We start from the raw sequence: 13,978 nt of genomic DNA, 5'->3' as shown, positions 1-13,978 counted from the left end.
CCCTAGCCCACCCGGCAGGGCAGTGTCGTACTGGAATCACCTCCCGGCCCTTGGACCACGTACCCGAAGGTCGCCGTCGCGCCGGGGGCCAACGAGCCGTTCCAGTTGGCGTTGTGGACCATCACGTTCTGTCCGCTGTAGGTGGCGCTGCCGCTCCAGAGGCTGTCGACCCGCTGGCCGCTCGGCAGGGTCCAGTCGACCATCCAGCCGAGCATCGGCACGTCACCGGTGTTCTTGACGACGACCTCGGACTGGTAACCGCCGCTCCACGTACCCGTCGTACGGCGGGTCGCGGAGCACTGGCCCGGCACCGGCTCGGTGGGGTTGCCGGGCTCCTTGATGCCGGTCACCTCGCCGTTGCCACCGTCGAAGACGACGTCGGAGCAGGAGTAGAAGGTCTCCTGGCTGTCGGAGCGCTGCCAGACCATGTAGATGATGTGGCGGCCCGACTTGTTCGCGGGAAGCTGGCCCCGCCAGGAGTAGTTGGCCTCGACCGTGCCCGGCCTGCCGTTCAGCGGCGGGTGGTCGACGCTCAGGAACGGCCGGTCCTCGATGTCGTTCCAGGTGAGCGTCTTCGTCGGGTCGAAGCCGTCCTTGGTGATGTACACATAGAACCAGCCCGGGTGCGCCGCCCACGCGTTGTACGAGAAGTCGACGTTCGCGCCGGCGGTGAGGTGGGTCAGCGGCCAGTCCCTGCTGGGCGTGTTGAACCCGGTGAAGTTGGTGTTGCCGCCGCTGCACAGCTGACCGTCCGGGACGAAGCCCCGGGTGCGGCCGCCGCCGTCCGAGCGGAGCACCGAGAACCAGTTGTAGAACGGGGTCGTCCCGCTCGTCTGCTGTGCCGCCCGGCAGGCCGGGTTGACCGGTTTGATCTCACCGGCGTCGGTCAGCCCGTCCTGCCAGCACAGGAAGGTACGGCTGCCGGGCTTCATCGGCGTGCCGTGCGCCTCCGCCCTGCCGCTGCCGGCGGTGACGACCAGGCCGAGCGCCGGGATCGTCGTCACGAGGGCCAGCAGGACGAGCAGCAGCGCGCGGTGCCGTTTGGGCAGCCTCAATCGCAGTGTTGTCACATGCATGACAAACGCTCCTTGGGTGTACGGCCTTGAGGAACGTGCGTGTGCGCAGGTGCGTGCGTGCGGATGTGCCGAAGTGCCGATGTACGGATGCGCCGATGTACGGATGTGCGATGCGCGATGTGCCGGACGTGCCGCGGATGTACGGGTGCTTGCCCGGCGGAGTGCAGGTGCGTGCGTACACATGGGTGGTGCGGGCGGGAGCGGCCCCCCGAGGGGCGGGTTCCGGTCCACCGCTCGGGATGGGAGCGCTCCCACCCCCACCTGCTTCGGAAGCTAGCGCGAAGTGGTTCGGTTGTAAACCGTTTGCGCAAGGAGGTAGGTGGACGCGTCGGAGGGCCGCTCGTCCCGGTGCACGACGGAGGGCCGCACCCCCGTCGCCGGGGATGCGGCCCTCAACTGCCCTACCGGATCGCTCAGTTGCGGATCAGGTTGCGCAGCACGTACTGCATGATGCCGCCGTTGCGGTAGTAGTCGGCCTCACCGGGGGTGTCGATGCGGACGACCGCGTCGAACTCGACGCCCGTGTCGGTGGTGACCTTGACCGTGCTCGGGGTGGTGCCCTCGTTCAGCTCGGTGACACCGGTGATGGTGAAGGTCTCCTCGCCCGTCAGACCGAGGGTGTCGGCCGACTGGCCGGCCGGGAACTGCAACGGCAGGACGCCCATGCCGATGAGGTTCGAGCGGTGGATACGCTCGTACGACTCGGTGATGACGGCCTTGACGCCGAGGAGCGCGGTGCCCTTGGCCGCCCAGTCGCGGGACGAGCCGGAGCCGTACTCCTTGCCGCCCAGGATGACCAGCGGGGTGCCGGCGGCCTGGTAGTTCTGCGACGCGTCGTAGATGAAGGAGACCGGGCCGCCCTCCTGCGTGAAGTCGCGGGTGTAGCCGCCCTCGGTGCCCGGCGCGATCTGGTTGCGCAGGCGGATGTTGGCGAACGTGCCGCGGATCATGACCTCGTGGTTGCCTCGGCGGGAGCCGTAGGAGTTGAAGTCACGACGCTCCACACCGTGCTCGGTGAGGTACTTGCCGGCCGGGGTGTCGGCCTTGATGGCACCGGCCGGGGAGATGTGGTCGGTGGTGACCGAGTCGCCCAGCTTGGCCAGGACGCGGGCACCGGTGATGTCGGTGACCGGGGTGGTCTCCATCGTCATGCCCTCGAAGTACGGGGGCTTGCGGACGTAGGTCGACTCCGGGTCCCACTCGAAGGTGTCGCCGGTCGGGATCGACAGGGCCTGCCACTGGGCGTCGCCCGCGAAGACGTCCTGGTAGGACTTGGAGAACATGTCCTCGCCGATGGCGTTGGCGACGACGTCGTTGACCTCGGCCTCGGTCGGCCAGATGTCCTGGAGGTAGACCGGCTTGCCGTCCTGGTCGGTGCCGAGAGCGTCCTTGGTGATGTCCACCTTCATGGAGCCCGCGAGGGCGTACGCGACGACCAGCGGCGGGGAGGCCAGGTAGTTCATCTTGACGTCGGGGTTGATCCGGCCCTCGAAGTTCCGGTTGCCGGAGAGGACCGAGGTGACCGCGAGGTCGTGGTCGTTGACGGCCTTGGAGACCTCCTCCGGCAGCGGGCCGGAGTTGCCGATGCAGGTGGTGCAGCCGTAGCCGACGAGGTTGAAGCCGACCTTGTCGAGGTACGGCGTCAGACCGGCCTTGTCGAAGTAGTCGGTGACGACCTTCGAGCCCGGGGCGAGGGTGGTCTTGACCCACGGCTTACGGGTCAGGCCCTTCTCCACGGCCTTCTTGGCGACGAGCGCGGCGGCGACCATGACGTACGGGTTCGAGGTGTTGGTGCAGGAGGTGATGGCCGCGACCGTCACCGCGCCGTGGTCGATCTCGTACGAGGAGCCGTCGGGGGCGGTCACGGTGACCGGGTTGGACGGGGTGCCGTTCGGGATCGTCGACGGGGCGTCGGAGCCGGGGAAGGACTCCTTGCTGGCCTCGTACTCGTCGTTGACGTAGGTGCGGACGTCCGTCTTGAACTGCTCGGCGGCGTTCGCGAGGACGATACGGTCCTGCGGGCGCTTCGGGCCGGCGATGGAGGGGACGACCGTGGAGAGGTCGAGCTCCAGCTTCTCGGAGAAGTCGGGCTCGGCGGCCGGGTCCAGCCAGAGACCCTGCTCCTTGGCGTACGCCTCGACGAGCGCGAGCTGCTGCTCGGAGCGGCCGGTGAGCTTCAGGTAGTTGATCGTCTCGGCGTCGATCGGGAAGATCGCGGCGGTCGAGCCGAACTCCGGCGACATGTTGCCGATGGTGGCGCGGTTGGCCAGGGAGGTGGCGGCGACGCCCTCACCGTAGAACTCGACGAACTTGCCGACGACACCGTGCCCCCGCAGCATCTCGGTGATGGTGAGCACGAGGTCGGTGGCGGTGGTGCCGGGGGTCAGCTCGCCGGTCAGCTTGAAGCCGACGACGCGCGGGATGAGCATCGACACCGGCTGGCCGAGCATCGCGGCCTCGGCCTCGATGCCGCCGACGCCCCAGCCGAGCACACCGAGGCCGTTGACCATGGTGGTGTGCGAGTCGGTGCCGACGAGGGTGTCGGGGTACGCCTGGCCGTTACGGACCATGACCGTACGGGCCAGGTGCTCGATGTTGACCTGGTGGACGATGCCGGTGCCCGGGGGGACGACCTTGAAGTCGTCGAACGCGGTCTGGCCCCAGCGCAGGAACTGGTAGCGCTCCTTGTTGCGGCCGTACTCCAGGTCGACGTTCTGCTTGAAGGCGTCGTTCGTGCCGAACTTGTCGGCGATGACGGAGTGGTCGATGACCATCTCGGCCGGGGAGAGGGGGTTGACCTTCGCCGGGTCGCCGCCGAGGGCCTTGACGGCCTCACGCATGGTGGCGAGGTCCACCACACAGGGAACGCCGGTGAAGTCCTGCATGATCACGCGGGCCGGCGTGAACTGGATCTCCTGGCTGGGCTGAGCCTGGGAGTCCCAGTTGCCGAGGGCACGGATGTGGTCGGCGGTGATGTTCGCGCCGTCCTCCGTGCGGAGCAGGTTCTCCAGCAGGACCTTGAGGCTGTAGGGCAGGCGAGCCGAGCCCTCCACCTTGTCCAGCCGGAAGATCTCGTACGACTCGTCGCCCACCTGCAGCGTGCTGCGGGCGTCGAAGCTGTTCGCCGACACGACAGTCTCCTTCATTCCATGTGCGCGTTCCACCGCATCCTGCCGCCACGTCCTCTTGGCCGATCCGCTAAGGTAAGGCTAAGTTAGGTACCCCTTACCGGGGTGGCGGCCGCAGTGCGCCTCGGCAGATATCTCGATGTCGAGATAACTCTAGTACATAGGCGCGGACAGGTCATGCCCGGGCGGATGTGGCGTGCGCCAATGTCCCCGGAACCCGCCGGACGGAGTCGTCGTCAGTGTCACGCGCGCACGCCGCCCAGCAGCTCCGCGACCCATTGGGCGGTCTCCTGACCACGGGCGATGATGACCCCCGGAAGCGTCGGCGAGCCCTCCCTGACAGCCCGGAAGAGCATCTTGCTCGCCTCCAGGGCCGTCATCGGGGTGCCCTCGACGTCGTGCAGGCGGACCGTGAGCCCCTGCGCGGCGGCGACCAGCAGGATGGCGCTGTCCAGGACCTCGCCCGACGGATGGATGGCGGCCGGGACGCGGTGGTTGAGAACGGCCTGGATGATGGCGGAGGTCGTCTCCTCCTGGAACTCGATCTTCGGGAACTCCTTGGTCAGCAGGTCGGCCCGCGCCACCATCGACCAGGGGAAGACGAGGTACCCCGTCCCGGGGCTGACGGCGGGGGTGTCCTCCGTCAGCTCCTCCCACTCCCCCTCGGGCGACAGGCGGTACGCCGAGGTGCAGTCGGCGATGAGAGCGGACTCCAGCGTGACCGTCGCCGCGGCGAGCGGCGGGCTCGGCAGCCAGACCAGCACCGAGAGGGAGGCGGCACGGGCGTCACCTCGGATCAGGAGCGCCTGCGGGCAACCGGTCACCGACACGGAGACGACCGGCCGCTCGGCGAGGACGTGGCTCCGGAAGAGCTCCAGGCGCTCCTCATGTTCCCCCTCCGCGCCGATCAGGGCGATCGGGGTGCCCATCTCCTCTCCGAGGCGGTCCAGCACTTCCCGCGCGGCACGGAAGAGCCGGGCGAGGAAGTCGGCGCGCTCCTCCTCCGGGGAGGGCTCCCCGGAAGTCCGCCGGGGGAGCACCGGGGAAACCACCCCGGAGACCTCCCGGGTCGTCGCGGCTGCGGGCGGGTGCAGCGTCGGGTCGTACGTGTGCGGGTCCCGCAGCGCGCGCACGGCTTCGACGGGGTCGTACCCCGCAAGCCGCGCGTGGGCCTGGTCGACGTCCACGGGCCGGCGGGCCCCGTAGAGAGTCTCGCGCTGCTGGGCGTACAGCGCTTCGGCGACGACGGTCGCCACGTGCACGGAGGCGATGCGTTGCGGGTTGCCGCAGGTACCAGACCGGTTCATCCGAGGTCCAACTCCCTTTGTGATCAAGGGTGGTGACTGAGGCCCCCCACGCTCACGCGCCCTCTGGCGCAGAGTACCTCGTGTGGGTGTCGTGTCGCACACACGACGCAAACGTCAACGCTTCGTGAAGTTTTAAGTATCCAGGGGCAATTGGATGACCGTAGTGCGTTCACGCAGGCAGTGCTCGCACTACAGAGCTTCTTGAAGTCGCGAAGCGCGTTGTACCCTGGCCGAGTTGAGCGAACTGTGCCTCATGGCCGTATTGCAACTCAGTACACACCGGGGAGGCGTGCCCGCCCTCTCGCCCTTCTGAGATCCGGCACGCCGACGCCCCACCGAAGGGACTCACGTGTCGAATGAACGGAAGAGCAGCCACACCGAAGCCAAGGATCGCCAGGTCGTCGTCTCCGTCCGGTTCCCGGCCCAACTCCTCCAGCGGATCCACGCGGTGGCGGCCGTCGAGGACACCACGGCCAACGCCGTGATCCGCGAGGGCATCGACCACTACATACGTGAGCGGGTACGCACGAGCTCATTCCAGGAGGCCAGCCGCGCCTACGTGGAGCGCGCCCAGGCACACGTGGCCACAGCCCTGCTGGATCCGCCCGAGCAGGAATAGCGGCGCGAACCCGGGGAGGTGGAGACCCGACGGGAGCACCGGGTCTCCACCGGCACCGGCCTCCCCCGCCCGGGTCCGGGTCCTCCCGCGTCCGCGTCCGCGTCCGTGTCCGCATGGCAATCGGCGGACGGGGTACCCGAGTTGGACATCGGAAGGAGGCATCCATGCCGCTCACGTTCCGCAAGAGTTTCCGGATCCTGCCGGGCGTCCGGCTGAACATCAACAAGCGCTCCTGGTCCATCACGACCGGCGGCGGCAACGGCCCGCGCCACACCCACAGCAGTACGGGACGCCGCACGACGTCGATGGACCTGCCCGGCCCCTTCGGCTGGCGCCGCACGCGCAGCGCGAGGCGTCACTGAGCGCGTAGCGCGGAGGACCGGACCGAGCGGAGCCGGCCCCCCGTCCACCCGCCTGAGGGCCTGTCACCCGAACGCTCCCGCCGCACCACCCCAACAGACCCCCCAAGAGGCGCCATCTCATATCTGAGATAACCTCACCCTCATGGCAGACGACTACCTCGAACGCATCGGCAAGCTCATCCGTGACGCACGGCAGCACCGCGGTTGGACACAGTCGCAGTTGGCGGAGGCGCTCGGGACGAGTCAGAGCGCGGTGAATCGAATCGAGCGTGGCAATCAAAACATCAGCCTTGAGATGATCGCTCGAATCGGTGAAGCCCTGGACAGTGAGATCGTCTCGCTGGGGTACGCGGGTCCGATGCATCTGCGGGTGGTCGGCGGGCGCCGGCTCTCCGGTTCGATCGATGTGAAGACCAGCAAGAACGCGTGTGTCGCGCTGCTGTGCGCCTCCCTGTTGAACAAGGGGCGCACGGTGCTGCGCCGGGTGGCCCGGATCGAGGAGGTGTACCGCCTGCTGGAGGTGCTCGGCTCCATCGGCGTCCGCACCCGCTGGATCAACGACGGCGTCGACCTGGAGATCGTGCCGCCGGCCGAGCTGGACCTGGCGGCGATCGACGCGGAGGCGGCCCGCCGCACCCGGTCGATCATCATGTTCCTCGGCCCGCTGCTGCACCGCATGGACCACTTCAAGCTGCCGTACGCGGGCGGTTGCGACCTCGGTACGCGGACCATCGAACCGCACATGATCGCGCTGCGCCGGTTCGGGCTGGACATCACCGCGACGGAGGGCCTCTACCACGCCGAGGTGGACCGGTCCGTGACGCCGGGCCGTCCGATCGTGCTGACCGAGCGCGGCGACACGGTGACCGAGAACGCGCTGCTCGCCGCGGCCCGCCACAACGGTGTGACCGTCATCCGCAACGCCTCGTCCAACTACATGGTCCAGGACCTGTGCTTCTTCCTGGAGGCGCTCGGCGTCCGGGTCGAGGGCATCGGCACGACCACGCTCACGGTGCACGGCGTGCCGCACATCGACGCGGATGTCGACTACTCGCCCTCCGAGGACCCAGTCGAGGCGATGAGCCTGCTCGCCGCCGCGGTCGTCACCGAGTCGGAGCTGACGGTGCGCCGGGTGCCGATCGAGTTCCTGGAGATCGAGCTGGCGGTCCTGGAGGAGATGGGTCTCGACCACGACCGCACGACGGAGTACTTCGCCGACAACGGCCGTACGCGACTGGTGGACCTCACCGTCCGGCCCTCGAAGCTCCAGGCGCCGATCGACAAGATCCACCCGATGCCGTTCCCCGGCCTGAACATCGACAACGTCCCGTTCTTCGCGGCCATCGCCGCCGTCGCCCAGGGCAAGACCCTCATCCACGACTGGGTGTACGACAACCGGGCGATCTACCTCACCGACCTCAACCGCCTCGGCGGCCGCCTCCAACTGCTCGACCCGCACCGGGTGCTCGTCGAGGGCCCGACCCGCTGGCGCGCGGCCGAGATGATGTGCCCGCCGGCCCTGCGCCCCGCCGTGGTCGTCCTCCTCGCGATGATGGCCGCCGAGGGCACGTCCGTCCTCCGCAACGTCTACGTCATCAACCGCGGTTACGAGGACCTCGCGGAGCGCCTCAACACGGTGGGGGCACAGATCGAGACCTTCCGGGACATCTGAAAGTTCTCACAAAAAGACGCCGTCACGTCCCTACTGACCTGCATGAACGTGCGGCGAGACGGAAGGTGGCGGCGCCTGTGGGACTTCTCCGGGACTTCGGCCGGGACCAAAGGCCTCCGGTCACCGCGCGATTCAACATGGTACGTCCCCGGAACTTTCCCGAGGTGACAGAACTCTGCCTCGGTACTCGTCCGAATCTGCGCCGGCTGCACTTTCACCTACGCATCAGCGGGACCCCGGTTCAAGGTCTGTGAGCAGGTCGTCCAACACCGTTTCCTCCTCGATCCGGACACCACACTCGGTGAGAGCGATGGCCAGGGCCGGGTCCCAGGGAGTTGCGGCAGGCTGGCCCGTCAGTTCCGGGGCTTCGGCCACGGCGGTCACTGCTGCTCGGTAATCGGCGGCCGTGTAACGCCACGCCCGCCAAGGGATGCTTCGTGCCAGTGCTGCGGCGATGCGCACACCGCCCCAGTCGAAATCGCCGTGGTAGAGAAGGTGGGCTCCCCGCATCGACAGGTCGCGCAGCAAGGTGAGCGCGGCGGCCGACGGCTGCCCCTGAAGGCACACCATGGGAGGGCACGCAGGGCCGAGAGTACTGGCGGCGCCGGACAGTACCGCCGGGTTTTCGCAGATATAGACGTCGCACGGCGTCGGAACGGAGGCAACCGGTGCGCGACCGGTGAGGGAGCGGAGCGTCAGCACCGCTGGCTCCCCCGTGTCGGCCATCCAGTCGAGGGCCGGCGTACCACGCAGGTTGAGAGTGAGGACGGTCGATGACAGGTCGTCCTTGAGCAGGCCCGCCGAGGCCCACGCCTCCCGCCGCCACTGCGCACCGGAGCCGTCGGGGAAGCCGGTGAGGCAACGGATGCCCGACAGGACGAGCGTGGCGAGCGGCGTCCCCTCGTCCAGGGCATGGGCGCCCGAAAGGTTCCGTGCCGCGAACGTCGCCCGCGAGGTCGGGGGTGACGCGGGCAGCGCACGCAACGCGCGCACGGCGGCCGCCACCAGGGGCCCCACGGCCTCCGGTGTTCGGGCGAGGCGCCGTACGAGACCGTCACCGCGGATCCGCTCGGCCCAGCGGGCCAGTTCCCCGTCGAGGATGCCGAGCGGGGCGTACGCCTCCTCCCAGGCCCGTTCCTCCCTGTTCCGTGTCTCGGCGTGGAGTACGACCGGGCCGGTGAGGGCGACGACGGCCGCCGCCAGGCCGTCGGGGCTGGCTCCGGAGCGACGCAAAATCTCATCGACGGTGACGAGGCGAACGCTGAGGGAGCCGCTGGATCGTGGTGCCCGTCCCAGCAGGCGCTCGGCGGCGCGGCGTTGGACCTCATCGGGGTCGGACAACGTGACGGAGCCCGTCAGCGGCCGGCCACGTGCCAAGCGCTGCCGCACGCGGTCCACGAACCAGGCAAGCCCGGGATCGCCGAGCAGGCGTCCGAGGCGCTCGGTATCGACGTCGGTCAGGGCTTCTGCCGGTGGCGGCACGGCCGGCACCGCGTCCACGGTGGCGGTCGGCGGCGTCGTGCGGCCGGCCGCCGTCCGGCCGCCGTCGCGGCCGTGCGGGGTCGCCGAAGGCGTCACGTCCACAGGGCCTCCTGGCCGCCGGAGCTGTCGACGACGGCCCGCCCCGGCTCAGCGGAGGAACTCACCGGTCCGTCGGCCCCCTCACCGGAGTCGCCGGCACCGGCGGCCGCCGCGAACGCGTCCGCCCGGGCACCGGGCTCCGTGCCGCGCCGCCGTTCGCTGCCGTCCCACTCCCACCGCGTCACCAGTACGGCGTCGATGTCGTCGACGCGGGACAGCTGGGCGATGGCGATGCCCGGCACCTGGGGGTAGCAGGCCCACTCGCGTTCGCTGGTCATGACGACGTCGAGGTCGAAGGCGCGCAGCAGACCGAGGCACTTGGCGCGCGAGTCGTCGTCGACGCCGGCGAACGCCTCGTCCAGGGTGACCAGGCGCGGGGCGTACGCACCGCCCGCGCTGGCGTAGTGCGAGGATGCGGCGGCGAACAGGGGCACAGAGGCGGCCAGTACCCGCTCCCCGCCCGAGGCGGGGCCGGTGGCCGGCACCCACTTGCCGTGCTGGTGGCGTTCGACGCCGAACTCGTGCCAGGACCGGTAGTCGAGGGCGGCAGTGAGGTCCTCCAGCCAGCTGCCGGTGCTGTCGTCGGCCTGCCGGTGGGCGATCTGCTCCTGGAGGAACGCGCCGACCGCGGCCCGATCCTCGGGCGACCACGCGTCGGCCGACTGACGCAGCCGTTCGCGGGCCTGGGCCAGCCCCTGCGGGGCCCGGCGGGACGCCCTCCACACCAGCCGCAGCTTCATGCCTGTGGAGGTCGGGCGCTCCTCCAGCTCCCTGTTCATGGCGGCCACCTGCCGTTCGGCCGCCCCGATCAGTTCCTGGAGCGTCCCGGCGACCTCGGTGATCAGATGGGTCTGGAGGATCTCGCGCTCGCGTGCGGACAGGATGCGGGTCAGTTCCGCGACCTCCACGGCCAGTGCCTGGGCGAGTTCGGGCACGGCCCGTTCCCGGCCCTGGTAGACGATGTCGACCCGCATACCGTCCTCGCTCGGGCGGGCGGTGGCCGTGTGGCCGTGCCGCGACAGCGCGTCCTGGAGCCTGCCGAACTCCTCGCTCAGCCGCTTCTGCACGCGCTCCCAGGCCGCGTCGGTGTCGTCGACCGAGGAGAGCCGGGATTCCACGGCCCGCGCTAGGGCGACGGCGGGGGTCGCCGCCCACTCCCCCGCGCCGTCGTCCGGTACGTCGATGTCGGGCAGCGCGACGGCGAGCAGCCCCGTCGCGGCGAACCGCTGGAGCGCCGCGACGGCTTCCTCCCGCGCGGCGGTCGCCTCGGTGACGTCCTCGGCGAGCTGCTCGATGCGTCCCTCGGCGCGGCTGGCCCGCCGGTCGGCGTCACCGTGCTCCGCCCGGGCCTGCCGCTGCTCGTGCTCGCAGACCCGGGCCGCCTCGGCCGTCTCCTCCAGTTGCCGCTGCAGCTCGGCGACGGCCGCCCCGACGGTGGAGCGGAGCGTCGCGAGGTGTTCGTCCGCCGCCGCGGCCACCCGAGCCGCCTCCGCGGCGCGCTCCGCGAGTTCGGACACGAGGACGTCGGCCCGGCTGGTCTCCTCCCGCTCAGCGGTCACCGCGCGCTCGGCTTCCGCGCGCTCGCGCAGTGCGGGCCACAGGGCCGCCAGGAGGGCGGTGTGGTCGGCGAGCGCCTGGCGCACGGCGCCCAGTGCCGTGTGGTCGGTGGGGAGGTTCAAGGCTGCCGCGGTGTCGGCAAGTTCGGTCGCCGCGCGCTCGGCCTGTCGCGCCGCCGGAGCCAGTTCCGCGGCGCGTTCGTCCCGCCGGGCGCGGGCGCGGCGGACCGCCTCGGTCACGGCGGTGACGCGGGCGTGGGCGTGCCGCAGGTCGTCGTCGCCCGGTAGTGCGGCGAGTTCGGCGTCCAGCACAGCGCGGCGCCCGGCCACGGCGCGGGACTCCTCGGCCAGTCGTTCCCGTTCCGCCGTCAGGCCGTCGATTTCGGCGCGCAGTTCTCCGATCCGGACGCGTCGCGCCTGTTCCCGCGCTCCTTCCCCCACGTACTGGGCGCTGTCCTTGGCCCAGCTTCCGGTTAGCGCCCCGACGCGGAAGCGCCCGTCCGCGCAGACCCAGGTGTCGTGGCCACCGGCCTGGAAGGAGGCTTCGCCGGGCCCCTCGCCGTCGCTCGCAGCCAGCCCGATCGAGGCGAGCAGACGCGCGACCGTCTCCTCCCCCACGGCTGCGGCCCCCGCGTCCGCGGGGTCGACCGCTGGGCACAGCGCGCGGTCGAGGCCGGTCCCGCCGAGCAGTCCGACCGGATCGAGCAATACGTCATGTCCGTCCGCCGCGGCCGCGGAGCCGTCCGGCCGCACCCACGCGTCGAGAAGCCCCGACGCCTCCAGCGCGGCTTCCAGTCCAGCGCGGTCGGCGCCGGTGACGTGCGGGCGGAAGTCGACGAGCCGCCACAGCGGAGCGCCGGGGCCCCGGCCCCGCACGCCGGGTGTGCGCGTGGGGGGAGCCGCAGGGCCGCGCTGCCGACCCGTTTCGAGGGTGGTCAGCTCCTCCCCCGCCAGCCGCTGCCGCTCCGCCGTCGCCGCCTCGCGGTGGGCCAGCCCGGCCGCCCGGTCCGCCAGGTGGGAGGCGGCGGCGCGATGCGCTTCGCTCGCCGCCGTACGGGCCGGCAGTGGACCGTCCAGAGAGCTCGCCCAGTCCTGTACGGCGTCCAGGACCCCGGGCAGCCCGGGCACCCGCAGCTCCACACACCCGGAGAGGTGCGCCCGTACGGCCGTGACCAGCGCCCGCCCCTCCCGGGCGACGTCCTCTCCTGCCTCGGCCAGCCGTTCCTCGGCGTGCACGACCTCCTCGTCGGCCTCGTCGGCGCGCAGCCGGGCGGCGCGGTGCCGCTCCTCGGCCTGCTCGGCCCGCGTGACGAGCTCCGCCACGTGCTCGACGGCGCGCCGCCTGCTCGCGGTCGCCTGGTCCGCCTCCCGGCGCAGCACCGCGTCGGGGGCTCCCTCCGTCCTGGGGACGCCGAGCCGGGCGGCCGCGGCGCTCCCGGCCACCCGGTCCCGGATGCCGTCCAGCGCCTCCCGGGCGGCCGTGAGCCGGTTGTCCGCGGTGGCGAGCCGACCCAGGGCCCGGGTGTGCGCCTCGGCGGCCGTACGCCGGTCCGCCTCGGCCCGCTTCAGCTCCGCGGCCGTGCGGGATGCGTCGTCCGCCGCCCGGTCGAGCGCGCGGGCGTCACGCATCTCGGGCCGGGAGCGCAGCGTGGCGTCCTGAGCGGCCAGCCGCGCGGCCCGCTCGTCGAGGGCGGCACCCCTCTCCCGTGCCTCCTCACGGTCCGCAACGGCCCGCTCCCGGTCCGCCTGCGCCCTGGCGAGTTCCCTTTGCAGATTCTCGTAGCGGGCGTGTTCCCGGCGGGGCAGGCGGGCGCGGCGCCGGGAGGCGAGGCGGGCGTAGCGGCGGTAGTGGTCGAGGAACGCCGAGGACGCCTGTTCGGCCTCGCGGGCCGCCCGCAGTTCCTCCTTCTCCTCGTCCAGCGACCGGAACGCCTCCGCCGCGTCGGCGACGACCGCCTGGTCCATCGGCGGCAGCGCCTCGGTCAGTGCCCGGGACAGGGCGGCCTCGCTGGGGCGCTTGGACAGCTGGGGCTGGCGCAGTTGGATCAGGAGGTCGACGAGGGCCCCGTAGCGCCGCTCCCCGAGCCCGAAGAGGGCTTCGTCGACGGCCCTGCGGTAGGCCTTCGCCGTGTCGTGGACCATGCCGTGGCCGCCGATGGCCTCCGCGAGCCGGTCCCGGGACAGTGCCGTCCCGGTCGCGTCCAGCAGGTCGAGATCGGCACCGATCCGCTGGTCGGTGACCGCGAACCAGTGGCGGGCGATGCCGCGTCCGGCGACCGCCTTCAGGCCGCACAGCAGTGTGCGGAAGTACGCCTCGCCGGTGGCGCCGTCGAGCCGTCCGAACTCGATCCAGGTGTAGCCGAGCCGTTCGGGGTGCGGGTGCGCGCCGCCCAGGAGGAGGTTCCACTCCATGCGCTTGCCCGGGTCGCCGTCGGGTTCGACGCGGCGGGCGGAGAGGTCGCCGTCCAGGAGGAACGGCAGGGTAAGGGCGAGCACCTTCGACTTGCCGGTGCCGTTGTTACCACGCAACAGCAGCCGGCCGTCGCGGAACCAGAACTCCTCGACGTCGTAGTGGAAGAGATCGACGAGTCCGATGCGCAGGGGCCGCCACCGGCCGGGCGCGGGAGATGGCAGCGCGAGGCCGGGCGACTCGGGTCCGTGGAGCGCGGTCACGGGG

General features: G+C 71.0%; 8 protein-coding genes. 3 read left to right on the top strand and 5 right to left on the bottom strand.

Annotation, left to right across the window (positions count from 1 at the left end):
- Positions 1–2: 2 nt before the first annotated feature.
- The 3 genes from SMA5143A_RS01115 to SMA5143A_RS01105 form a co-directional block, all read right to left on the bottom strand.
- Positions 3–1,076: a lytic polysaccharide monooxygenase gene (locus tag SMA5143A_RS01115; protein WP_181361664.1), complete on the bottom strand. Its 1,074-nt coding sequence runs from the start codon at positions 1,074–1,076 to the stop codon at positions 3–5.
- 413 nt (positions 1,077–1,489) lie between these two features.
- The gene (acnA, locus tag SMA5143A_RS01110) at positions 1,490–4,207 is read right to left on the bottom strand and encodes an aconitate hydratase AcnA (RefSeq protein ID WP_107460924.1); all 2,718 of its coding nucleotides are present in this window, start codon (positions 4,205–4,207) and stop codon (positions 1,490–1,492) included.
- A 239-nt stretch (positions 4,208–4,446) separates the two neighbouring features.
- Positions 4,447–5,511 carry a hypothetical protein gene (locus SMA5143A_RS01105; protein WP_107460914.1) on the bottom strand — a complete coding sequence of 355 codons (1,065 nt, stop codon included), beginning with the start codon at positions 5,509–5,511 and terminating at the stop codon, positions 4,447–4,449.
- A gap of 349 nt (positions 5,512–5,860) precedes the next feature.
- Between SMA5143A_RS01105 and SMA5143A_RS01100 the strand changes: the two genes are divergently transcribed.
- The 3 genes from SMA5143A_RS01100 to SMA5143A_RS01090 all read left to right on the top strand — a co-directional run bounded on the left by SMA5143A_RS01100 (position 5,861) and on the right by SMA5143A_RS01090 (position 8,164).
- On the top strand, positions 5,861–6,130 hold the full coding sequence (locus SMA5143A_RS01100) for a hypothetical protein (RefSeq protein WP_107460913.1): 270 nt from the start codon (positions 5,861–5,863) through the stop codon (positions 6,128–6,130).
- Positions 6,131–6,294: 164 nt separating this feature from the next.
- Positions 6,295–6,492: a DUF4236 domain-containing protein gene (locus SMA5143A_RS01095; protein ID WP_107460912.1), complete on the top strand. Its 198-nt coding sequence runs from the start codon at positions 6,295–6,297 to the stop codon at positions 6,490–6,492.
- A 142-nt stretch (positions 6,493–6,634) separates the two neighbouring features.
- Positions 6,635–8,164: a helix-turn-helix domain-containing protein gene (locus SMA5143A_RS01090; RefSeq protein ID WP_107460911.1), complete on the top strand. Its 1,530-nt coding sequence runs from the start codon at positions 6,635–6,637 to the stop codon at positions 8,162–8,164.
- Between the two features lie 225 nt (positions 8,165–8,389).
- On the opposite strand, the gene SMA5143A_RS01085 is transcribed toward SMA5143A_RS01090, so the two are convergent.
- Complete coding sequence (locus tag SMA5143A_RS01085; RefSeq protein WP_258193204.1) at positions 8,390–9,655, bottom strand: TIGR02679 family protein; 1,266 nt, start codon at positions 9,653–9,655, stop codon at positions 8,390–8,392.
- Between the two features lie 83 nt (positions 9,656–9,738).
- On the bottom strand, positions 9,739–13,974 hold the full coding sequence (locus tag SMA5143A_RS01080) for a TIGR02680 family protein (RefSeq protein ID WP_107460922.1): 4,236 nt from the start codon (positions 13,972–13,974) through the stop codon (positions 9,739–9,741).
- Positions 13,975–13,978: the final 4 nt, after the last annotated feature.

The sequence above is a fragment of the Streptomyces sp. MA5143a genome, from assembly GCF_900290235.1.
Lineage (GTDB): Bacteria > Actinomycetota > Actinomycetes > Streptomycetales > Streptomycetaceae > Streptomyces.
The sequence above is the reverse complement of the archived record's forward strand: the minus strand, read 5'-3'. Positions and strand labels throughout refer to the sequence as shown.

What these genes read in the sequence shown, in the direction of transcription:
- SMA5143A_RS01115 (WP_181361664.1), bottom strand. Translation starts at nt 1,076, where the DNA reads ATGCATGTGACAACACTGCGATTGAGGCTGCCCAAACGGCACCGCGCG.
- SMA5143A_RS01105 (WP_107460914.1), bottom strand. Translation starts at nt 5,511, where the DNA reads ATGAACCGGTCTGGTACCTGCGGCAACCCGCAACGCATCGCCTCCGTG.
- SMA5143A_RS01095 (WP_107460912.1), top strand. Translation starts at nt 6,295, where the DNA reads ATGCCGCTCACGTTCCGCAAGAGTTTCCGGATCCTGCCGGGCGTCCGG.
- SMA5143A_RS01090 (WP_107460911.1), top strand. Translation starts at nt 6,635, where the DNA reads ATGGCAGACGACTACCTCGAACGCATCGGCAAGCTCATCCGTGACGCA.